At 70.7% G+C, this 22,015-nt stretch carries 16 protein-coding genes and 1 other RNA gene; 9 read left to right on the top strand and 8 right to left on the bottom strand.

The genetic code is table 11. The annotated features are described in order from the left end of the window. The first annotated feature begins 3 nt into the window (after positions 1-3). The 9 genes from rsgA to MT346_RS00730 all read left to right on the top strand — a co-directional run bounded on the left by rsgA (position 4) and on the right by MT346_RS00730 (position 13,373). The gene (gene rsgA / locus MT346_RS00770; protein ID WP_243560754.1) at positions 4-1,074 is read left to right on the top strand and encodes a ribosome small subunit-dependent GTPase A; all 1,071 of its coding nucleotides are present in this window, start codon (positions 4-6) and stop codon (positions 1,072-1,074) included. 466 nt (positions 1,075-1,540) lie between these two features. Further along, positions 1,541-2,704 carry a hypothetical protein gene (locus MT346_RS00765; RefSeq protein WP_243560751.1) on the top strand — a complete coding sequence of 388 codons (1,164 nt, stop codon included), beginning with the start codon at positions 1,541-1,543 and terminating at the stop codon, positions 2,702-2,704. 88 nt (positions 2,705-2,792) lie between these two features. Continuing rightward, complete coding sequence (locus MT346_RS00760) at positions 2,793-3,575, top strand: inositol monophosphatase family protein (protein ID WP_243560749.1); 783 nt, start codon at positions 2,793-2,795, stop codon at positions 3,573-3,575. 531 nt (positions 3,576-4,106) lie between these two features. Next, on the top strand, positions 4,107-6,815 hold the full coding sequence (locus MT346_RS00755; RefSeq protein ID WP_243560747.1) for a LuxR family transcriptional regulator: 2,709 nt from the start codon (positions 4,107-4,109) through the stop codon (positions 6,813-6,815). 401 nt (positions 6,816-7,216) lie between these two features. Continuing rightward, the gene (glmS, locus tag MT346_RS00750) at positions 7,217-8,998 is read left to right on the top strand and encodes a glutamine--fructose-6-phosphate transaminase (isomerizing) (protein ID WP_243560746.1); all 1,782 of its coding nucleotides are present in this window, start codon (positions 7,217-7,219) and stop codon (positions 8,996-8,998) included. Between the two features lie 134 nt (positions 8,999-9,132). Continuing rightward, a complete protein-coding gene (locus tag MT346_RS00745) occupies positions 9,133-9,858 on the top strand; it encodes a M50 family metallopeptidase (protein WP_243560744.1) in 726 nt (241 codons plus the stop codon). 1 nt (position 9,859) lies between these two features. Further along, positions 9,860-10,390: an NUDIX hydrolase gene (locus tag MT346_RS00740; protein ID WP_243560742.1), complete on the top strand. Its 531-nt coding sequence runs from the start codon at positions 9,860-9,862 to the stop codon at positions 10,388-10,390. A 287-nt stretch (positions 10,391-10,677) separates the two neighbouring features. Further along, positions 10,678-12,063, top strand: coding sequence for an O-acetylhomoserine aminocarboxypropyltransferase/cysteine synthase family protein (locus MT346_RS00735; protein WP_243560740.1), 1,386 nt, complete (start codon positions 10,678-10,680; stop codon positions 12,061-12,063). Between the two features lie 2 nt (positions 12,064-12,065). Continuing rightward, positions 12,066-13,373: an LLM class flavin-dependent oxidoreductase gene (locus tag MT346_RS00730; RefSeq protein WP_243560738.1), complete on the top strand. Its 1,308-nt coding sequence runs from the start codon at positions 12,066-12,068 to the stop codon at positions 13,371-13,373. 78 nt (positions 13,374-13,451) lie between these two features. Here the strand turns inward: MT346_RS00730 and MT346_RS00725 are convergent, their stop codons facing one another. The 8 genes from MT346_RS00725 to MT346_RS00690 all read right to left on the bottom strand — a co-directional run bounded on the left by MT346_RS00725 (position 13,452) and on the right by MT346_RS00690 (position 22,008). Further along, positions 13,452-15,119, bottom strand: a complete 1,668-nt coding sequence (locus MT346_RS00725; RefSeq protein ID WP_243560736.1) for an APC family permease — start codon at positions 15,117-15,119, stop codon at positions 13,452-13,454. Positions 15,120-15,245: 126 nt separating this feature from the next. After that, complete coding sequence (locus MT346_RS00720) at positions 15,246-16,064, bottom strand: hypothetical protein (protein WP_243560734.1); 819 nt, start codon at positions 16,062-16,064, stop codon at positions 15,246-15,248. 175 nt (positions 16,065-16,239) lie between these two features. Next, positions 16,240-16,617, bottom strand: a transfer-messenger RNA (tmRNA) gene (gene ssrA / locus MT346_RS00715). A gap of 101 nt (positions 16,618-16,718) precedes the next feature. Then, positions 16,719-17,195 (bottom strand): SsrA-binding protein SmpB, encoded by a 477-nt coding sequence (gene smpB / locus MT346_RS00710; RefSeq protein WP_056125981.1) that lies wholly within the window; start codon positions 17,193-17,195, stop codon positions 16,719-16,721. Positions 17,196-17,441: 246 nt separating this feature from the next. Next, complete coding sequence (ftsX, locus tag MT346_RS00705) at positions 17,442-18,356, bottom strand: permease-like cell division protein FtsX (protein WP_243560732.1); 915 nt, start codon at positions 18,354-18,356, stop codon at positions 17,442-17,444. Next, on the bottom strand, positions 18,353-19,111 hold the full coding sequence (gene ftsE, locus MT346_RS00700; protein ID WP_243560730.1) for a cell division ATP-binding protein FtsE: 759 nt from the start codon (positions 19,109-19,111) through the stop codon (positions 18,353-18,355). The genes ftsX and ftsE overlap by 4 nt, the downstream gene beginning before the upstream one ends. A gap of 73 nt (positions 19,112-19,184) precedes the next feature. Further along, the gene (prfB, locus tag MT346_RS00695) at positions 19,185-20,294 is read right to left on the bottom strand and encodes a peptide chain release factor 2 (protein WP_243560728.1); all 1,110 of its coding nucleotides are present in this window, start codon (positions 20,292-20,294) and stop codon (positions 19,185-19,187) included. A gap of 115 nt (positions 20,295-20,409) precedes the next feature. Next, positions 20,410-22,008, bottom strand: coding sequence for a glycoside hydrolase family 16 protein (locus MT346_RS00690; RefSeq protein WP_243560726.1), 1,599 nt, complete (start codon positions 22,006-22,008; stop codon positions 20,410-20,412). Positions 22,009-22,015 lie beyond the last annotated feature (7 nt).

Below are 22,015 nucleotides of genomic sequence, written 5' to 3'. Positions count from 1 at the left end.
GCCGTGAGTTGGTGGGACGACGTCGACGGTGACGACGACCAGGACGAGCCGTACGGGCAGTACGACGAGTCGAGCGTGCGGGTCCGGCCGAACCCGAAGGGCAACCGGCCGCGCACCAAGGTCCGCCCGACGTACGACGACGCGCCGAGCGGCTGGGTGACGAACGTCGACCGAGGGCGCTTCGGTGTGCTCGTCTCCGGGCCCGACGGACAGCGGGTGATCACGGCGACGAAGGCACGTGAGCTCGGCAAGAAGTCCGTCGTCACCGGGGACACCGTGTTCCTGACCGGGGACGTCTCGGGGGCCGAGGGTTCGCTCGCCCGGATCGTCCGCGTGCAGGACCGCACCACGCTGCTGCGCCGGAGCGCCGACGACAGCGACGACGTCGAGCGCGTGATCGTGGCGAACGCGACGCAGATGCTCGTCGTCGTCGCGGCGGCCGACCCCGAGCCCCGGACACGACTGATCGACCGGTACCTGGTGGCGGCGTTCGACGCGGGCCTCGACCCGATCCTCTGCATCACCAAGACCGACCTCGCCGACCCGACCGACTTCCTGGCGCACTTCGCGTGCCTGGACCTGCGGATCGTCACGAGCCGCTCGGACGCCTTCCCCCTGGACGCGCTGCACGAGGTGCTGGACGGGCAGGTCACCGTCACCGTGGGGCACTCCGGCGTCGGCAAGTCCACGCTCGTCAACGCACTGACCGGCTCGACGCGGGCCGTCGGCGTCGTCAACTCGGTCACCGGGCGGGGGCGACACACGTCGTCGTCGTCGATCGCGCTGCAGGTCACGGGCGGCGGCTGGATCATCGACACCCCGGGCGTCCGGTCGTTCGGCCTGGGGCACGTCGACCCGGCGAACGTGTTCCGGGCGTTCGCCTCGCACGCGATCCCGGTGCCGTCCGCCGAGTCGGGCATCCCGGACCCGGGCATCCCGCTCGACCAGGCGCACGACTGGGAGATCGTCGACCGGGTGCAGGCCGGGGAGCTCGGGTCGACGGGCATCGAGCGGCTCGACTCGTTCCGGGCGCTGTTGACGGGCATGGGCGGGGCGGACCCGGGGACGGAGTAGTCCCACGGGCGGTGCCCGGTCGTCGCGACCGTTGCACGCCGCGCTGCGCTTCCCCGCGCCCCCGCGCCCTCGCGCCCTCGCGCCCTCGTGCCCTCGCGCCCTCGTGCCCTCGCGCCCTCGCGTGCTCGCGCCCTCGCGTGCTCGCGTGCTTCCCGGCCGGTCACAACACCCCGCTCACGTCCGTCGAGTGGTCGGAGTCCGTCGCTCGCCGAGCCCTCCAGCGACGATCTCCGACCGCTCGACATCGCGCACCCGGGGTGTCGCGACCGGTCACAGGCCGCGCCATCGGTCACGCCGGCCGGTCACAACACCCCGCTCACGTCCCCCGAGTTGTCGGAGTACGTCGCTCGAGCACGAGCCGAGCGACGATTCGTGACCGCTCGGCTGGCACCGACACCGGTAAGGGCGTCGGGCGTCGGGCGTCGGATGTCGACATGGTCGTACCGGAGTGGTACTGTTGACGATCGTGTCTGAAGTTGCAAAGTACAACTTTGCGCCGACCCGCGTCGACGCTCCCGTCTCCCCCGCCCGCGCCGACGACGCCGCGTCCCACCACCGGGGCCACGTCGCTCCCCGGCCGCCCCACCGCACCCCGAGCACCCTGCGCCCAGCCGGGCTCGGGCGCACCCTGCTGTCCTTCGCCACCCACATCCTCGTGCCGCTGTTCCTGGCCGCCGGCATGGGCCTGGCGTACCTCGGCGCCTTCCACGCCCCCGCGCCGAAGGACCTCGCCGTCGGCATCGTCGGCCAGGGAGCGACCACGCAGGTGTTCGCGCAGACCGTGACCGACCGGTCCGACGGCGCGCTCGTGGCACACGTGGTGGCCGACACCACCAGTGCTGAGCGCCGGGTCCGCGATCGCGACCTCGCCGCCGTGTACGCCCCCACGGCGACCTCGGCCACGCTCTACGTCTCCACCGCAGCCAGCGAGACCACCGCGACCGCGGCACAGAAGGTCTTCCTGCCGATCGCCTACCAGCAGCACCTGCCCTTCCGGGTCGTCGACGTCGTCCCCGCCCGCGACCAGGACAGCACCGGGCAGGGGCTCTTCTTCCTGCTCGTCGCGCTGAGTGTGGGCGGGTACGCGTCGGCCATCGCGGTCGCCGCCTTCGCCAAGCGCCTGGGCCCCGTGTGGACCGCCATCGTCGGGCTCGCCACCGCCGGGGTCGTCGCCGGCATCGGCACGGTGGTCGCCGGCCCGGTCTACGGAGTGCTCACGACCCACCAGTGGCAGGTGTTCCTGTTCGCCTGGATGTACGACGCGATCATCGTCGCCCTGGGCATCGGGCTGCACCCCCTGCTGGGACGCTGGACCACACCGGTGCTGACCATGCTGTTCGTGATGCTCAACTTCACCTCGAGCGGCGGGATCTTCCAGCCGGCGTTCCAGCCCGGGTTCTTCGCCGGCCTGAACACGTTCTGGAGCGGCGCCGCCTGGTTGCAGGCCGCGCAGGACCTGCAGTACTTCCCCGGCGCCTCGCTCGGTCGGAGCTCGCTCGTGCTGACGCTCTGGCTGGTCGGCGCGGTGCTGCTCGGCGTCCTGGTACACGGCCTGGTCGCGCACCGCACCCGCATGGCGCACGAGCGCGCCGTGACCCGTCTCGAAGAAGAAGAGGTCGTCGCCGCGTAGACGACGGGCCTCGGGCCAGACCAGGACGCACGCGCCTCGCGGCACACCAGGACGCACGAACCTTCCAGCACACCAGTACGCTCGGTCCGTGGACCTCAGCGCCGACCTGGACTTCGCACGCTCCCTCGCCGACACCGCCGACGCCATCAGCCTCGACCGCTTCCGGGCCGCCGACCTGCGCGTCGCCACGAAGGCCGACAGCACCCACGTCACCGATGCCGACCAGGCCGTCGAACGGGCCCTGCGGGAACGCATCACATCCGACCGCCCGGACGACGCGTTCCTGGGCGAGGAGACGACCGCCGACACCGGCGCCGAGGCCACCAGCCAGGGCCACCGCCAGTGGGTCGTCGACCCCATCGACGGCACCGTCAACTACCTGCGCGGCGTGCCGGTCTGGGCGACGCTCATCGCGCTCGCCGTCGACGGGCGCCCGGTCCTGGGGGTCGTGAGCGCCCCGGCCCTCGGCAAGCGCTGGTGGGCCGCCGAGGGGCTCGGCGCCCACTCGCTCGACGGCGTGCTGCGCGTGTCCGGCGTCCCCACGCTCGCCGACGCCAGTCTCAGCTACAACAGCCTGCAGCAGTGGGACGACGACGGGCGGCTCGACGCACTGGTCGCCCTGTCCCGGCAGGTCTGGCGGACGCGCGCGTACGGCGACATGTGGTCGTACATGATGGTGGCCGAGGGCGTCCTCGACGTCGCCGGCGAGCCCGACCTGAAGCCGTGGGACATGGCCGCGCTGGTGCCGATCGTCGAACAGGCCGGCGGGCGCTTCACATCGCTCGACGGCGTTCCCGGCCCCTGGCACGGCAGCGCCCTGGCGACGAACGGCCTGGTCCACGACGCCGTGGTCGACGTCGTCCGACGCTGAACCACAGCACCCACGGCCGAGTGAGCGCTCATCATGTCCGCTGTGCGCACCACACCCCCGGGTCGTCCGAACGGAGCGCTCCAACGATGTACCCCGGTGCCGTACCTCGTTCCGACCACGTCAAGCGCCTGATGACCCCCTCGCGGGGGGTGGCACCCCCCATTCTGGGGTGACCATCCGTCACATCCGATTGCGTGCGCTGGATCAATGCCCCCCGACCTGGGTTATCGTCGAGCACAGACGGCAGGTCAGGCAATGTCTCAGGATCCCTAGTCCCGATGCAGCGCCAGATCCGTCGTGTTCGTCAAACAACCCAACCCGAAGGGTGATACGACGATGACATCATCGTTCCCGAGCGGAACCGAGTGCACCCTCACTCGGCCGCATTCCAACCACGATCAGCCCGGCGCCACCCTGATGGCCGCCACACGTCCGAGCTCTGCCGCGGCCACCCGCCGCGCGAGCGTCCGGTCCGCTTCCGTGCGCCCCGCCCTCCCGTTCGTCCTCGGACCCGGAGGCCGGTGAGTCCGCATGGAACTCACCGGTCGACGTTCTGAGGTCGACCGGATCGCGGCCCTCGCCGTACTCCCTCGGGAGTCTGCGATGGTCGTCGTCGGCGACCCTGGCTCCGGACGCTCCAGCGTCCTCGACGCGGTCTCGCACCGCGTCTCCATCCCCGTCGTCCGTCTCGGCGTCAACGGTGCAGAAGCACGTTGGCCGATGTCGGGCGTCACCTCCCTGTTCACCGCTCTCGACGACCCCCGGGCCTCGGCGCACATCGCGCGGCTCGTCCGGAACGTCGACGAGGGTCTCGCCGCAGCGCACGACTTCCTGGACGCCGTGCACGCGCTGACGCTCCCGCCGACGCTCGTGCTCATCGACGACCTGGACCGCATGGACGCCGAGAGCCAGGAGCTCATCGCGTTCCTGGCGGGTCGGCTCGCCGGCACCGCGCTGCGTCTCGTGGCCACGGTCCGCCGTGTGCCGCTCGACGGTCCGCTCGCGTCCCTCCCGATCCTCCGGCTCACACCGCTGGCGTCGGACGAGGCACTCGTGCTGGCCCGTGACATGGCGCCCGAAGAGGCGAACGACGGCGTGCTCGCCGTCCTCGCCGAGGAGACCGGCGGCAACCCCGGTGCACTGCGCGAGCAGATCGCCGGACTCCGTCGCGAGCAGCTCGTGGGCACCGAGCCGCTCGTGCTGCCGCTCCGCCCCACCACGACGACCACCGCTGCGGCGGAGCTCGTCCTCGAAGCCGTTGCAGGACGGGATCTGGATGTCCTGGAACGGTTGTCCCTCGTCCCGACGGCGCGTGTCGCCGCGTGGGACCGCGATGCGATCGACGACCTCGTCGGCGCCGGTCTGGCGACCGTGCGCGGGCAGTCGATCGGCATCAAGGACCCGCTCGTCCGCTCGTTCCTGTACTGGAGCACGTCCGCCCGGGACCGCCGCGAGGCGCACACCGAGCTGGCGACGGCGGCCGCCGCCCACGACGACCGTTCGGCCGCGTGGCACCAGAGCTTCGTCGACGACGTCCCCGACGCCGTCGCGCTGCTGGCGGCCGGTCGTTCGTACGCCCGTGACGGTGACGCCCGCGCCGCCGTGACGCTGACCGAACGTGCCCTGCACGTGGGGACGGGGTCCGAGACGGAACACGTCGCCCTGCTCGGCGTCACCGAGGTGCTGCTCGCGCACCGCCTGCTCGGCTACGCGCAGCGCTACCTGGCGGCGATCAAGCCGTTCACCGAGCTGTCGGACGAGGTCCGCCGACTCCGGCTGCAGTACTCGGTGCAGTACCTCAGCGGCGATGCCGTGCACGCTGACGAGCTCATGGTGCCGATCGACACGGACAAGCCGGCCGAGGCCGACGCGTTCGCCGGTCTGCTCGCCATGGTCGCGTCGTTCCGCGCCGAGGCGTGGGAGCTCGACCAGGCCCGCGACCTGCTGCACCGTGCCGAGGTGTTCGAGGACCACGCGTCCACCCACACCTCGGAGATCCTCACCACGTCGCGGGAACTCGTGGCCGCGGTCGACGGCACCCTGCCGCCGGACGCCGAGCTGCACGACGGCCTGGCCGCCCAGCAGCTGCTCGCCATGAGCGACCCGGCACTGCTCCTGCTGTCGCACGCGCTCAGCATCGCCGAGCGCTACCGCAGCGCCCGCCGGGTGTTCGCGCTCGTCCTGGCCCGCGCCAAGGACACGCAGCCCGTGTGGATCGAGGCAGCCCGCTACCTGTCCGCCGAGAACGAGGTGCGCTCCGGCAACTACCGGCAGGCGCTCCGCGCGATCGACGTGTGGGAGTCCGGTTCGGCCGTCGTCGAGCGGTTGCGCGAGCCCTCGCGGGCGATCGCGATCGCATGGCGGCACTTCGCCGAGGGCCGCACCGCCGATGCGCTCGACGTCGTCGACCACTGCCTGCGGCAGCGTTCGACGAACCGACTGTGGGGAGCGACGGCGAAGCTGTACGCACTGCGCGGTCGGGTCCTGCTGCTCGACGGACGACTCGACGAGGCCGCGTCCTCACTCGAGGCGGCCGACGCCATCGGACGGAGCCTGCGGAACCCCGCCGTGCTCCGGCACCTCGGCGACCTGGTCGAGGCCTACGTCCGGCTGGACCGCATCGACGACGCACGGAACATCACCGCACGCCTGGCCGCCGACCACCACGCCCGTCCGTCCCGCTGGGGCGCCCTGGTGCTGGCACGGAGCCTGGCGCTCATCGCCGACGACACCACGAGGGACACCTCGCGGCGTCGTGCGTTGGAGCTCTTCCAGCCGGCGGACTCGCAGTTCGAGCGGGCTCGCACGTTCGCGGCCCTCGCCGCGATCGGCAACCCGGCGGACCGTGCCCGACTCGGTGCTGCTGCGGCAGCCGCCTACGAGGCAGCGGGGCTCCGTCGTCCGCTCGTCACGCCGGCGCCGACCGTCGCGATGCCGTCCTTCGGCACCCCGACGGCCGCTGGACCGTTCGCGGGTGGCGTGCGCTCCGGCGCGCTGCTGTCCCCGGTCACGCCGATGACCCCGGGGACGCCGCGGAGCGCACCCGACGCGGCAACCGTGCTCACCTCGCTGACGGCGGAGGAGCGTGCTGTGGTGCAGAAGGTGACCGAGGGGTACCGCAACCGCGAGATCGCCTCGTCGCTGTACATGTCCCAGCGCACGGTGGAGCTGCGGCTGACGCAGATCTACCGCAAGGTCGGAGCGCGTTCGCGCTCCCACCTGGTCGCGCTGCTCACGTGATCTGAACGTGCGTTCCGTCTGACGGGAGGCCCGGTACCAGCTGGTACCGGGCCTCCCGTTCGTCGTGTGCGGACGCGGGATCCTGCGGCCGTTGCGCGACCCCGCACACGCCGCACGGACTCGCACCCTCTGCGCGGAGAACCGCAACAACCGTCGCGCCACGTTGTCGGGCCGGTGCGCCACCGGAGATGCTTCTGGTGCACCGACCGCCGCGCCTCTGCGGAGGCCAGCCACGGTACCCCGATCGGTACCCGAACCACCGGCCCACGAACGCCGCCGTCCGTCCTCGCCTGATCCGAGGACGGGCGGCGGTCCGGGCAGGTGGTCCCGATCGCGTGGCAGATCCCGAGCGGCGGTCGGTGCCGCCCCACTCCCCCTGCATCCCACCCGAAGGGAACCCGATGTGCGGCATCATCGCGGCACGCGTCTCGGACGACGCGACGCCCTACCTGCTCGACGGCCTCGAACGACTCGAGTACCGCGGCTACGACTCCGCGGGCATCGCCGTGCGGACCGCCTCGGGCGGCACGGAGACCATCCGGTCCGTGTCCCGGGTCGGTGACCTGCGGACGCTCGTCGCAGCGCGCGCCGGGGACGCCCTGACGGGCACCGGCATCGGCCACACCCGGTGGGCGACCCACGGCGGCGTGTCCGAGCGGAACGCCCACCCGCACCACGACTGCTCCGGCCGGATCAGCGTCGTGCACAACGGCATCATCGAGAACGCCGGACCGCTCCGCGAGCGGCTCGAGGCGCAGGGACACCGGTTCGTCTCGGACGTCGACTCCGAGGTCGTGACCCACCTGGTCGAGCGTGCCCTCGCCGTCGACCAGGACCTCATGCTCGCCGTGCAGATCGCGACCGTGCAGCTCGAGGGGTCGTGGGCGCTCGTGGTCCTCGACGCGCGGACGAACCGCATGGTCGTCGCAGCGGACCGCTCGCCGCTGGTCGTCGCCCGCGCACCGCGTGGTGACTTCGTCGCGAGCGACATCGGTGCGATCGCCGAGTGGTGCGAGACCTTCGTGGCGCTGCGCGACGGGGACGTCGTCGAGCTCGGTGAAGCGTGGAGCTGGTCGTCGAACGGTGTGTCCGTCCCCGTGCCGTTCCCCACGCCCTCGCCCTTCGCCGCCGCAGCACTCGACCTGGGCGACCACCCGGACTTCATGGCGAAGGAGATCGAGGAGCAGCCCCGCGTCGTCGCCGAGATCATCGAGCGCATCGCCGCGCGGGCCGCGGACGGCAGCATGTGGGTCGGCCTCGGGCTGCCCGGCTTCCACCGGCTCGCGATCGTCGCGTGCGGCACCTCGCTGAACGCCGGGCAGGTCATCGCCACCGCGCTGCGCGGCATCGGCGGGATCCCGACGGACATCGTCGTCGCCAGCGAGGCCGACCAGGCCGTCCTCGGCCCGGGCACCCTGGTCGTCGCGATCAGCCAGTCCGGTGAGACCGCCGACGTCCTGCGGGCGCTCGACCGGCTGGCGGGCGACTTCCCCGTCCTGGCACTGACGAACAACGTGCACTCCTCGCTCGCCCGCCGCGCCGACGCGGTCCTCGACTGCCAGGCCGGCCCGGAGATCGGGGTCGCCGCGACCAAGACGTTCACCGCGCAGGTCGTCGTCGGGGTCGCCGCGATGATCTCGGCGCTCGTGGCCTCCGGTCGTGTGGACCTGGTCCGCGCCCGCGAACTCGTCGACGGCCTGCGGGAACTCCCCGTGCGGATCGCGACGGCCGGACAGGTGGCAGCGGACCGTATCCCGCTGCTGGTGTCGAGCCTGCGCGCGGCCACCGGCTTCCTGTTCCTCGGTCGTGGGGTCGGACTGCCCTACGCCGCCGAGGGCGCGCTGAAGCTCAAGGAGCTCAGCTACCGCTGGGCCGAGGCGTACCCTGCGGGCGAACTCAAGCACGGCCCGCTGGCGCTCGTCGACGAGGGCACGCCGGTCGTCGTCATCGACCACGGCGAGCACCGGTTACAGGCCGCGATCGCCGAGGTCCGTGCCCGCGGCGGCTTCGTCATCACGATCGGCGGCCCGGGATCGGACATCCCGGCGCTCGGGACGACCGGACCCTGGGGACCGCTGGAGGCCGTCGTGCCGCTGCAGATGCTCGCCCGCGAACTCGCGCTGCAGCTCGGCTGCGACGTCGACAAGCCGAGGAACCTCGCGAAGTCGGTGACGGTCGAATAGCCGGGCACTCGCGCAACAACCGTCTGACGGTGTTCCTCATCGTCCTGACCGCGGTCGCCGTCGCAGTGACGCTCGTCGTCCTGCTGACGGCCGCCTCGGTGATCTCCTAGCCGTCTCTGCCACAGTGGCGGGCGATGTCCACCGTCCCGCTCGTGTCCTCCGCCTCGTTCGTGTTCGTCGCGATCCTCGTCGGCGCCGTGCTGCCCTTCGTCCCCGTGGTCGGTCGGGTCGCCCGGATCGCTGCGACGATCGCGCACGAGGTCGGCCACGCGGTCGTCGTCGTGCCCTTCGGCGGGCAGATCCGCCGCATCGACCTGCGACCGGACGGCTCGGGTGAGGCCTGGGTCCAGCTCGGCGGCGTCCCGAGCGGCATCCGGTGGCTCGTCCGCATCCTCAACCTGTACGCGGGCTACAGCGCGCCACTGTGGGCCGGGGCGCTGCTGCTGACGGGCGTGCTGCACGGTTCGCGGTGGCTGCCGGTCGTGGTGCTGGGCGTGATCGGGCTGATCGCGCTGCTGTTCGTCCGGAACTGGTTCGGGCTGCTCGTCGTGGTCGGCTTCGACGCGCTGGCACTCTGGGTCGCACTCCGTCCGTCCGAGGCCACCGTGCTCGTCGTCGCCGCGGTCGGTGCGCTCTTCGTCGTCGACGGGCTGCGTTCCGTGGTGCAGGTCGCCCGCTGGCTGGTGACCGGAGCCCGGGTGCAGACCGACTTCCACATCGCCGCGGCCGAGATGCGCCTGCCCGCGGCCGTCTGGTTCGTCCTGTTCGTCGTCGTCAACGGGATCGCGGTGTGGTTCGCGCGCGGCCCGCTGGTCGACGTGTGGGACACGATCGTCGCCGGCGTCCGCGGGCTGGTCTGACGTGCGCGCGACCGACGTCCTCACCGAGCTCGCCACGGCACCCGCGGGACCGCTCCGCGACCGATACACCGCGTTCGTCGCCGAGCAGGGTGATGCTGCCCTGTGGCGCGAGGGCGGCTCCGAGCACCTGACCGGGTCGTGCTTCGTGCTGTCGCCGGACCATGCGCACGTGCTGCTCTGCCTGCACCGCAAGGGCCGGTTCTGGGTGCAGTTCGGCGGGCACCTCGAGCCCGGCGACCGCTCGCTCGCCGACGCCGCGCAGCGCGAGGCCCGCGAGGAGTCCGGCATCGCCGACCTGCACCTGGCGTCCGAGCGGATCGTCGACCTCGACCGCCACGAGCTGCACGGCGGGTTCTCGTGTGCCGCGCACTGGGACGTCGGCCTCGTTGCGATCGCCCCGCTGTCCGTCGACCTGCGGGTCAGCGACGAGAGCACCGACGTCCGCTGGTTCCCCGTCGACGCCCTCCCCGATCCGCTGCCCGACGGGTTCCCGGCCCGCCTGGCCGGCGTCCTCGCCGCCACCGCACGCTGACGCGACCCCATCCGACGCGCTGCACCCCGCCCATCGATCCCCGTCCACCGCCCACCGCACACCGCTCACGGCCTGGGGCAGAGCATGTTGCTCCGCAGAGATGGCCGATCCGGTCGACGAACCCAGCGCTTCCCCGACCGGATCGGCCATCGCGTCAGACGAGGACGTCCGCCCGCTCGCGCGGACCCCACCGCCCCACCGCGACGCCGCACGTAACCGGACGCCGCAATGGGGTGTCTCCGCAGCGAGGGCTGCGAGAGTGTCGGCACGTCTACCGGAGGTGCCCCATGGCGAACGACGACCACGGCTTCGCGACCGAGCAGGTCCACGGCGGGTTCGTGCCCGACGCGGATCACGGCGCCCGGGTGCCCGCGATCCACATGTCGTCCGGGTTCCTGTTCGACGACTTCGACCAGGCACGCGACCGCTTCGCCGGCACCGACGACGGCTACACGTACACGCGGCTCGGCAACCCGACGAACGCTGACGTCGAGCGCCGGATCGCGCTGCTCGAACGCGGTGCCGAGGCGATCCTGGTGTCGAGCGGTCAGGCTGCCGCCACGGTCGCGTTCCTCGGGCTGCTGCAGGCCGGCGACCACGTCGTCAGCGCGCAGAGCATCTACGAGGGCACGCGCGGCCTGCTGCTGCAGAACCTCGGCCGGCTCGGCATCGAGGTCGACTTCGTCGCCGACGCCCGCGACCTCGATGCCTGGGCAGCGGCGGTGCGCCCGAACACCAAGCTGTTCTTCGCCGAGACGATCCCGAACCCGAAGAACGACGTGCTCGACATCGCGGGCGTCGCGGCGACCGCGCACCGTGCCGGGGTCCCGCTCGTGGTCGACAACACCCTGGCCACGCCGTACCTGGTCCGTCCGGTCGAGCACGGCGCGGACATCGTGATCCACTCGGCGTCGAAGTTCCTGTCCGGGCACGGCTCCGGCCTCGGCGGTGTCGTCGTCGACGGCGGCACGTTCGACTGGTCGGTCTCCCCCGAGCGCTGGACCCACCTGACCTCGCCGGAACACGCCCTGGGTGGCCGCAGCTACGTCGACGCCCACGGCACGCGCGCCTACGTCGTCTACGCCCGCGACGTGATCAGCTCGCGCATCGGACCGACCCCGTCGCCCTTCAACGCGTTCCTGCTCCGCCAGGGCATCGAGACGCTGAGCCTGCGGATCGAGCGCCACAGCCAGAACGCGCTGGCCATCGCGCAGTGGCTGGACCAGCAGCCCGAGGTGACGAGCGTCGACCACGCGGGTCTGGCCTCCAGTCCGTTCCACGACCTGGCCGAGCGCTACCTGCCGCGCGGCGCCGGGTCGGTGTTCGCGTTCACGCTCGCCGGCGGCGAGCCGGCAGCCCGGGCCTTCATCGACGCGGTGCAGCTGTTCAGCCGGATGACCCACCTGGGCGACGTCCGGTCGCTCATCCTGCACCCCGCGACCACGACCCACGCGGGTCGCACGCCGGCGGAGCGGGCGGCGCAGGGCATCCACGACGGACTGATCCGGCTGTCCGTCGGCATCGAGGACGTCGCCGACCTGCTGCGCGACCTGGAGCGCGGGTTCGCGGCGCTGCGGGGTGCCGAGCAGCATGCTCAGGGCGATTCCCTCACCGAGCTGCAGTCCCTGGGCCACACCGTCCCCGAGCAGCACGTGATCGCCGAGGAGATCTGAGCATGGCCGACCTGCAGCACTTCGGGTACTTCTTCTCGCGCGGGTTCGGCCCGCAGGCGTGGGGCCGGTCCGACTGGGACTGGGGCCACGACTGGACGAAGCCCGACCTGTACCAGCAGTCCGTCCGCGCGCTCGAGCAGGCCGGCATGGACCTGGTCATCGCCGAGGACGCGATCTCGCTCGGCAACCCGTCGACGCTCGACCTGCGCATCCGGCAGGCGTACGGCGGGCCGAAGCACGACCCGCTGCTGCTCGCCCCGTACCTGTTCGCCGCCACCAGCCACATCGGCATCGCCCCGACGGTGAACGCCGGCATCACCCCGCCGTACCTGGCCGCACGACAGTTCGCCACGCTGGCGCACCTGTCGTCCGAGCGCCTGGGGATCAACGTCGTCACCGACGTGGGCAGCGCCCGGCACGCGGGACTGCCGCCGCTCCCCCACGACCAGGCGTACGACCGCGCCGAGGAGTGGATCACGCTGCTGCGGCGCCTGTGGCACTCGTGGGGCGATGCCGGGTACGTCGGCTCGCGCGACGACTGGCACTTCGCCGACGGAGACGCGCTCGACGGGTTCCAGCACGAGGGGGCGTACTTCACCGCAGCCGGACCGCTCAACGCACTGCCGCTGCAGTCGGACCCGGTCGTGGTCTCTCCTGGCGGCTCTGGGAGGGGTCTCGGGTTCGCGGGGACCCACTCCGACGTGCAGCTCGCCCTGGCACCGCTGTCGGCGTCCGCGGTGTCGGACTACCGCGCGCGGGTGCTCGCAGCGGCCGCGGACGCCGGGCGCGCACCGTCGGACCTGCGCATCCTGTTCGTGCTGAAGCCCGAGATCGCCGTGTCACCGGACGAGGCCGCCCGGATCGTCGAGGCGTCCCGGCACCCCTCCGACGACGACCTGCGCACGGCGGCGATCGCGTGGTCGAGCGACTCCGAGACCGACCTGCTGGCGCTCGACCTCGACACACCGATCCCGTCCGGCACCTTCGGGGACCACGTGTCCGCGGGCACGATCCGCGGGCTCGTCGGCGACACCCCCGACGCACCGCTGCGCGAACTGCTGACGCGCAAGGCCCGCAAGGGTCGGGTGTCGTCACGCGAGGGCTTCGTCGGCACGGCCGGCGAGTTCGCGGACTTCATCGAGGAACTCGGCGCGGATGCCGACAACGACGGCATCATCTTCTCCGGCGACCTGCACCCGGCGTCGGTCTACCGGATGTTCGGCGACCTGGTGCCGGCGCTGCGGCAGCGCGGGCTGCTGCGCCGCGAGTACGGCGACGGCGGGATCCGCGGCAACCTGTTCGACTTCTGACCCGCAGACGGGGACGCCGGACGGGAGGCCCGGGGCCAGCGGGCACCGGGCCTCCCGTCCGTTCGGTGGTGCGTCGCGTCAGTGACGGACCGGCTCGACCACGCTGGACTCCTCGACGTCGCGGACGTCCGCGGCGGTGCGCAGGATCTCCTCACGCGGCGACGCCGAGTTGATCGCCCAGTAGTAGATCACCAGCGAGAACACGGCGACCACGACGATGTCGATCCACAGCGGGAACACCGGGTTGGTCAGCGGCCCGAAGTCGCTCAGGAACACGATGAGCCCCATGCCGATCAGGTAGGGCAGCAGCCACTGCGCCGCCTTCCAGTCCCAGCGCGGTGTGACGCTCGACGCGCCACGGAACACGTTGTTCAGGATGATGACGACCGCGCCGAGCAGGATCGCGATGCCGAGCTTCCAGTCGGTGTCCCACCCAGTCCACAGGATGATCAGGTTGGCGATGACGAAGGCGATCGGCGACAGCACGGAAGCGATCGGCATCCGGTACGGGCGCTCGACCTCGGGGATGCGCTTGCGGAACGCACCGAGCGCCAGCGGTGCTCCCGCGTACATCAGCACCGAGGCACTCGTGATCAGGCTGACCAGGCCCTGCCACGACGGGAACGGTGCGAAGCAGGCGCAGCCGACGACGAACGCCGTGATCAGCCCGACCCACGGCACGCCCGCCTTGGTCGTCCACTCGAACGCCTTCGGGAAGTACCCGTTCCGGCTCAGGCCGTACGAGATGCGCGTCGTCGCCGTGACGTAGATCAGGCCGGTGCCGGCCGGCGAGATGATCGCGTCGATGAAGATGATGACCGCCAGCCAGGTGATGCCCGCCGCCATCGCGATGTCCGCGAACGGGCCGCTGTACTTGGTGAAGTCCGCCGTCGCCCACGAGCCCTGGATCGCGCCGGACTGCAGCGCGCCGAGGAACACGATCTGCAGCAGCAGGTAGATGACCAGGCCGATCAGCACGGAACCGATGACCGCGCGCGGGATGTCGCGCTTGGGGTTCTTCGCCTCGCCGGCCAGCTGGTCCGCCTGCTCGAACCCGAGGAACGCGAAGATGATGCCCGACGTCGACACTGCCGCCAGGATGCCCTTCGCGCCCTCGGGCATGAAGCCGTTCGCCGCCGTGAAGTTGCTGCCGTGGAAGCCGCTGAAGGCCAGCACGAGGATGACGAGCAGGGGGATGAAGACCTTCCACCAGGTCGCCGCGGAGTTCGTGTTCGCCAGGATCTTCACGCTCAGCAGGTTGATCGCGGTGACGACGGCCATCAGCAGGACCGCGACGGCGATGCCGCTGCCGGTCAGCAGCTGCTGGGTCTCCCCGTCGACGGTCGTCGTGTGCAGCCACGGGTGCGCGAACTGCCAGTGCTGGGCGTACTTGATCATCGCCTCGACCTCGATCGGCGCGACCGTGACCGACTGCAGCCACGAGAACCAGCCGAACGAGGCGCCCGCGATGCCGCCGAACGCGATGTGCGGGAAGCGGGCGGTGCCACCGGCGATCGGGAACATGCCGCCGAGCTCGGCGTGCACGAGTGCCAGGACGAGGACGGCGATGCCGCCGATCACCCACGAGATGATCGCCGCGGGCCCGGCCGTCTTGAGGGCTTCCTGCGAACCGAAGAGCCACCCGGAACCGATGATCGATCCGGTCGAGGCCCAGATGAGGCCGATGAAGCCGACGTTGCGCTTGAGCCCGGAATCGGGCAGCGCCTGTGTAGTCGTGGTTGCCACAGTTGCTCCTGTCGAGATGACCACGACCCCTCGGCAGGGGCCGTGGTCATCGACTCTGGCACTGTGGGGCGGACTCGGACGATTTGTTAACCAGTCCGAAACAATTGCCCTGTATAAGCCTTCAGGCTACTGCTTCTTCTTGGACTTCTTGTCGTCGTCGCCCTTGGCCTTCTTCTTGCCCTTGGCCTTCCTGTCGTCCTTGCCCTTGACCTTCTTGTCCTTGTCCTTGTCCTGCTTCTTGTCCTTGTCGGACTTCTTCGACTTCTTCGACTTCTTCGGGTCGCCCTTGTCGGACTGCTTCTTCGGCTTCGGCTCTGCGGCGGCGGGAGCCGCAGGTGCGTCGTCCACGATGCCGTCCACGGGTTCGACCACCACCGCTGACCCGGTGTCCTGCAGCACGTCCACCGGCTGCTCGGTGAGCTCCGACGCCAACGCGTCCTCGACCCGCTCGACGGTGAGCTCGGCGGCGTCCTCGGCCAGTCGCACCAGCGCCTGTGCGGCACGCAGCCGCGTCGTGCTCCTGCGTGCCAGGACGTCGGCGCGAGCGCCCTCCAGGAAGGTGCGCAGCGAGCGCTCGGCCACCGACCGTCCACGCGGTGCCGACCGGTCCAGGCGATCCAGTTCACCCGCGACCCCGGCGACGTCGTCCTCGACGTGCTCGTGGCGCACCGACTCGATCAGGGCGGCGACCGTCGCTGCGGCACGCTCGACCGCGGCGCTCCGCTGGTCGAGCACGACGAGCATCTCGAACGTCGACCCGTACGACACCGTCTCGAGCCGCACGGGCTCGGCACTGCGTCCGCGGATCACCAGCCGCGCGTCGGGCGTCGGCAGCCAGGCGACGACGGCTGCCACCGTGGCGACAGAGCCGACGATGCGCTCGTACTCGGCCAGGCCGACTCGTTCCTGCTCTCGCAGCCGGACTCGGATCGCGATCTCCTGCACGTCGACACCTTCCACTCACGGGTTCGGGCACGAGCGTCCGCTGCACCCTTCCCGGAGCGTAGCGCCCAGAGCTGCCGGCAACAGCAAACGCCCCGGCTACGTCCAGGACGCAGGGTCCGGGAACGATGTCGGGGCGCTCATGGCACGCACGATGTGACAGCGGCTGCGTCGGCATTGGTGGAGATGGGGGGAATCGAACCCCCGTCCATCGCTGCAATTCGACGTCTTCTACGGGCGTATCCGGATGATTCGTTCTGCTCGGCCCCGTCCTTTGCTACCGGCTTCTAGGACGACGGGCCCAGTCTCAGTGCAAGTCCCGCACGGCCCTGAGGCGCAACCGTGCAGCAAGCCCCCTGGATGACGCCGGAACTCAGGTTAGGAGACGATCACCTGGCCGACGGACTTCATGTGCTGGGCTGCTTACGCAGCGAGAGCGAAGTCAGTGCGCTTGGAATTGGCACTTGTTGTTTTCCACGGATCGTTGACGAGATGACCGTGGGTCCTCGGCCCGCTTCCCGTCGGCACACAGGCAATGTCGAAACCGATCATCCCCGTACTGGCCGAGCAGCGAGCCGCTGTCACACTGTGGAGTTACCAACGCCTGCTTGCACAGGCAGCTGTTCAGTCTACCGACGAACGGTCGACACCGCCAGCCTAGTCGCCCAGACGGTTGCGTGAGCGCATGGCGCGTTCGGCCTCGCGCTTGTCGGTCTTCTCGCGCAGGGCCTGGCGCTTGTCGAACTCGCGCTTGCCCTTCGCGACCGCGATCTCGACCTTGGCGCGGCCGTCGTGGAAGTAGATCTTCATCGGCACGAGCGTGTAGCCGCCCTGCGCCGTCTTGTGCGAGATCTTCACGATCTCCTGCTTGTGCAGCAGGAGCTTCCGCTTGCGTCGCGGTGCGTGGTTGTTCCAGGTCCCCTCGGTGTACTCGGGGATGTGCACCGCGTCGAGCCAGGCTTCGCCGCCGTCGACGAACGCGTACCCGTCCACGAGTGACGCGCGGCCTTCACGCAGGGACTTGACCTCGGTGCCGGACAGGACCATGCCGGCCTCGTACGTGTCCTCGATCAGGTAGTCGTGACGGGCACGACGGTTCGTGGCCACGGTCTTCTCGCCGCGTTCCTTCGCCATGCGCGTCTCCTTCCGCTGGGTCGCTACCGGTGGGCAGCCCCCCAGAGTACACAACGGCGGACGCGCGCCGCACCTTCCCGGCGCGGCGGGCGCGGCGGGCGCCCGTCCGCGGGCCTGGCCACCCGAGGCGCGCCGCCGAGACTCGGCCCCGCGGGCACATCGCGCCCGGTTCGCGACGCAGGATGTCCGCCCAGCCGAGACTCGGCGGCAGCCGACGCCGCGGGACGGCCGGGCGCGCGAGCGCCGCTACACCTTGAGGTAACGGCGGATCGCGATCGAGGCGGAGATGCCCGCGAGCACCACGCCGATGACGATCACCGCCGGCACCACCACGGCCGCATCGCTCATGCCGATGAACGCCGTGCCGGAGAACCGCTTGGTCAGGTAGTTCCGGACGAAGAACCAGACCACCGCGGTGATCGCGCCCCCGGCCAGGACCGCCCCGATGGCGGCGGCGATCACGCCCTCGAGCACGAACGGTGTCTGGATGAACCGGTTGGACGCGCCCACCAAGCGCATGATCCCGAGTTCTCGGCGTCGCGAGAACGCCGACAACCGGATCGTGGTGGCGATCAGCAGGACGGCGGCCACCAGCATCAGGGCGGCGATGCCGATCGCGGTGTACGAGGACGCGTTCAACAGGTTGAAGATCGGTTGCAGGTAGCCGCGTTGGTCGACGACGCTCTGCACGCCGGCCACCTTCGACAGGCTCTCCTGCAGCACGTCAGCCTGCGACGGGTTCTTCAGGTTCACCCAGTAGGTCTCGTTGAGGTACTCGGGCTTGACGAACTCGGTCGCGGGCGAGTCCTTGAACTGCTGCTTGAACCGTGTGTACGCGTCCTGCTGGTTCTCGAAGTAGTACTTCTCGATGTACGGCGACAGCGTCGAGCCCTTGAGCTGCTCCTCGACCTGCTGGCGCTGGTCGTCGGTGGCCTTCGCGCCGGTGCAGTTGCCGGTGGTGTCGGTGTCGGTGCACAGGTAGACGGCGACCTGCGCCCGGTCGTACCAGTACCCCTTCATCTGGTTGATCTGCATCTGCAGCAGGATCGCGGTGCCGACGAAGGTCAGCGAGATGAAGGTCACCAGGACGACGGAGACCACCATCGAGGCGTTGCGCCGCAGGCCGGAACCGACCTCGGACATGACGAGCCCGAGCCTCATCGGATGAGCCCCGGGATGGTCTGGATACCGGTGGTGTTCGAGACGCCCGCGGGGTGCTGCACCGGCAGCGCCTGGGTCTGGTAACCGCCGGACTGCTCGTCGCGGAGGACACGGCCACCGGAGAGCTCGATGACCCGGCGCTGCATCTGGTTGACGATGCTGGCGTCGTGCGTCGCCATGAGCACGGTGGTGCCTCCTTGGTTGATGCGTTCGAGGAGCGCCATGATGCCCGCCGAGGTGGTCGGGTCGAGGTTGCCCGTGGGCTCGTCGGCCAGCAGGACGGACGGCTTGTTGACGACGGCGCGGGCGATGGCCACACGCTGCTGCTCACCACCGGAGAGCTCGTGCGGCATGCGGGTGGCCTTGCCGTTCAGGCCGACGAGCTTCAGCACGTCGGTCACGGCCTCGCTGATGAAGCCCTTGCTCTTGCCGATCACCTGCAGCGAGAACGCGACGTTGTCGAAGACGTTCTTGTTCGGCAGCAGGCGGAAGTCCTGGAAGACCACGCCGAGGTTCCGCCGGAAGTACGGGACCTTGCGCGAGGACAGGGAACCGAGGCGCTGGCCCAGCACGTGGATCTGCCCGCGCGAGGGCTTCTCCTCCTTCAGCACGAGGCGCAGGAAGCTCGACTTCCCGGAGCCGGACGCCCCGACGAGGAAGACGAACTCGCCCTTGAGGATCTCGAGCGTGACGTCGTCGAGGGCGGGACTCGGGTTGCCGGAGTACACCTTGGTGACCTGGTCGAATTTGATCATGACCGGATCAGGGTAGGTCGCCCCGCTCGGAAAGCAAGTGAGGCGCGCGGCTCACGAACGCCCCGCGATGCCCTCAGGACTCGTCCCGCTGCTTCCGCCAGCGGATGCCGGCGTTGATGAACCCGTCGAGATCGCCGTCGAACACGGCTGAGGGGTTGTTCACCTCGTGCTCGCTCCGCAGGTCCTTGACCATCTGGTACGGCGCCAGCACGTAGGAGCGGATCTGGTCGCCCCAGCTCGCCGTGATGTTGCCGGCGAGCTCCTTCTTCTTCGCGTTCTCCTCTTCCTTCTTCAGCAGGAGCAGACGCGACTGCAGCACGCGCATGGCGGCCGCACGGTTCTGGATCTGGGACTTCTCGTTCTGCATCGAGACGACGGTGCCGGTCGGGATGTGGGTCAGGCGGACCGCGGAGTCCGTCGTGTTGACCGACTGCCCACCGGGACCGGACGAGCGGAACACGTCGACCCGGATGTCGTTCTCGGGGATGTCGATGACGGCGGTCTCCGGCATGAGCGGGATGACCTCGACCGCGGCGAAGGACGTCTGACGCTTGCCCGCGGCGCCGAACGGCGACATGCGGACCAGGCGGTGCGTGCCGGCCTCGATCGACAGGGTGCCGAACGCGTGCGGTGCGTCGACCTCGAACGTGGCGGACTTGATGCCCGCTTCTTCGGCGTACGACGTCTCCATCACGGTCGACTTGAAGCCGTGCTGCTCGGCGTACCGCAGGTACATGCGCATGAGCATCTCGGCGAAGTCCGCGGCGTCGACCCCGCCGGCCCCGGCACGGATGGTGATGACGGCCGGACGGTCGTCGTACTCGCCGTCCAGCAGCGTCTGGACCTCGAGCTCGCCCATGGTCTTCGTGATCGCCTTGAGCTCGGCTGCGGCCTCGTCGGCGGACTCCTGGTCCTCGGCTTCGTTCGCCATCTCGACCAGCACCTCGAGGTCGTCGATGCGCGCCTGCGTGTCGGTGATCTTCTTGAGCTCGGCCTGCCGGTGGGACAGTGCGCTCGTCACCTGCTGCGCGTGGTCGACGTCGTCCCAGAGGTCCTGGGCCCCGGCCTGCTCGCTGAGTTCGGCGATCTCACGCTGCAGGCGGTCGACGTCGACCACCGAGCGGATGTTGCCGAAGGTCTCGCGGAGAGCGGAGATCTGTTCGGTGAAGTCCAGTTCGACCATGGTCCCCGATCCTACCGGCGTGCGCTGGTCGCGCGGACCGGACGGGAGGCCCGGTGCGGTCCGGTCACGCCGGTCACGTCGACGCGACCCCCGTCTTCCACGCGCCGACGGTCCGTCACGCGGCGCGGGAGATGCTCACCCATGCGACCTGCACGTCGCCGGAAGCGTTCTTCGCCGGCTTCTGCGAGGTGGCCGTCGCCGCCTGCAGCACGAGGTGCAGCGGCTTCGTGGGGATGTTCTGCGTCGTCGAGCTCACGCTCACGCCGTCGACCAAGAAGTCCAGCTTCGTCGGCGTCCACACGATCGTGTAGGTGTGCCAGGCGGAGAACGTCGTCCCGATGTCCCGGTGCAGGCAGTTGACGGACGGGTCGCCGGGGCAGTGGTTCGCGAGCGTGACGCTGCCGTCGAGGGCGCCCTCGGGGAAGTCCACCTCGCCGTCGTCCCAGGTGTTGGTGTCCGACCACAGCAGTCCGGCGAGGCCGTAGCCCGCGACCGGGTCGGCGCGGAGCCGGATGTCGTACCGGCCGCTGGTCTGTCCGCCCCACCGGCCGTCGACGAGCGGGATGAACGCCGCGCCGGTGGGCTGTCCCGTGGCGTCGGTGGACATGTGCATGTCGAGCGCCCCGTCGGTGACGGACATCGCGGACTGTCGGTACATGCCGGCGCCGCTCGTGTCACCGAACCCGTCGTAGGCGATGAAGCGGTCGCCGTAGGTCGTCGTGAAGGCCCCGGGCGCGGCCGGTGTCGTGAAGTCCTCGCCGAAGATGCGCGTCCATCCCGACGCCGCCGCCGGCATGGTCCCGCCGTCCCGCTGGTCCGACCCCGCGGTGCTGACCGGAGTCGTCGGGAGGGACGGAGCAGGCGTGGTCGACGGGGCGGGCGTGGTCGACGGGGCGGGCGACGGGGACGTGGCCGTTTGTGCGGCCGGGACGGTCACCGACCGGCACCCGATCTGCTTGTCGGTCCCGGGGCCGGCGTTCACTCCGACGACACACACCGACTGGACGCCGGTCTTCGTCGTCGCGAGCGAGGCGGCGAAGCCGTGGCTACCGGTCACGCCGCGGACCCGGTTCACGTCGCCTCGGACGACGTCGGTGTGCACGGTCCCGATCCGGGTGCCGCCGACGGTGACGGCCACGTCGGTCGCACCGGCCGGGGTGTTCGGGTCGAGTGCCCACCCGCGGACCACCACCGTGCCCGGAGTCGCGGCGACGCTGTCGAACGAACCCGTCGGGGACGGGTCCCCGACGACGACGGTCCGGCACCCGAGCGCGACGTCCTTACCGCGGGTCACGCTCAGCGCCGTGACGCAGACCGACTGCGAGCCGGTCTTCGCGGTGACCAGGGTCGCGCTGTACCCGTGGGCGCCGCTGACGCGCATGACGCGGTTCACGTCGGCGCGGGCCGACGTGGCCGGGACGGTGCCGACCACGGCGCCCCCGACGGTGACGCGGACGCTGGTCGAGGCGCTCGACTTCGCGCGGTCGAGCGCCCACCCGCGGACCGTGACGGTCCCGGGTCCGGCGACGACACCGTCGAGCGAGCCCGTCGTCGTCGGGCTCGCGGCGAACGCCGGCGCAGGGCTGAACGCCGCGGCGACGATCGCCGACACCGTGACGACGACGGCGAGGCGTCGGCGTGCGTGGGCGCGGACGACGACCCTGCGTCCATCCGTGCGTGGCCGCACCGCGTCCGGATCCGTCTGCATGTCCATCGTGTGC

The sequence above is a fragment of the Curtobacterium sp. VKM Ac-2922 genome, from assembly GCF_022815645.1.
Lineage (GTDB): Bacteria > Actinomycetota > Actinomycetes > Actinomycetales > Microbacteriaceae > Curtobacterium.
The sequence above is the reverse complement of the archived record's forward strand: the minus strand, read 5'-3'. Positions and strand labels throughout refer to the sequence as shown.

Excerpts from the sequence above, each read along its gene's own strand:
- prfB (WP_243560728.1), bottom strand. The coding sequence starts at position 20,294 with ATGGTCGAACTGGACTTCACCGAACAGATCTCCGCTCTCCGCGAGACC.
- glmS (WP_243560746.1), top strand. The coding sequence starts at position 7,217 with ATGTGCGGCATCATCGCGGCACGCGTCTCGGACGACGCGACGCCCTAC.
- ftsE (WP_243560730.1), bottom strand. The coding sequence starts at position 19,111 with ATGATCAAATTCGACCAGGTCACCAAGGTGTACTCCGGCAACCCGAGT.
- ftsX (WP_243560732.1), bottom strand. The coding sequence starts at position 18,356 with ATGAGGCTCGGGCTCGTCATGTCCGAGGTCGGTTCCGGCCTGCGGCGC.
- MT346_RS00730 (WP_243560738.1), top strand. The coding sequence starts at position 12,066 with ATGGCCGACCTGCAGCACTTCGGGTACTTCTTCTCGCGCGGGTTCGGC.
- MT346_RS00745 (WP_243560744.1), top strand. The coding sequence starts at position 9,133 with ATGTCCACCGTCCCGCTCGTGTCCTCCGCCTCGTTCGTGTTCGTCGCG.
- MT346_RS00755 (WP_243560747.1), top strand. The coding sequence starts at position 4,107 with ATGGAACTCACCGGTCGACGTTCTGAGGTCGACCGGATCGCGGCCCTC.
- smpB (WP_056125981.1), bottom strand. The coding sequence starts at position 17,195 with ATGGCGAAGGAACGCGGCGAGAAGACCGTGGCCACGAACCGTCGTGCC.
- MT346_RS00735 (WP_243560740.1), top strand. The coding sequence starts at position 10,678 with ATGGCGAACGACGACCACGGCTTCGCGACCGAGCAGGTCCACGGCGGG.
- MT346_RS00690 (WP_243560726.1), bottom strand. The coding sequence starts at position 22,008 with ATGGACATGCAGACGGATCCGGACGCGGTGCGGCCACGCACGGATGGA.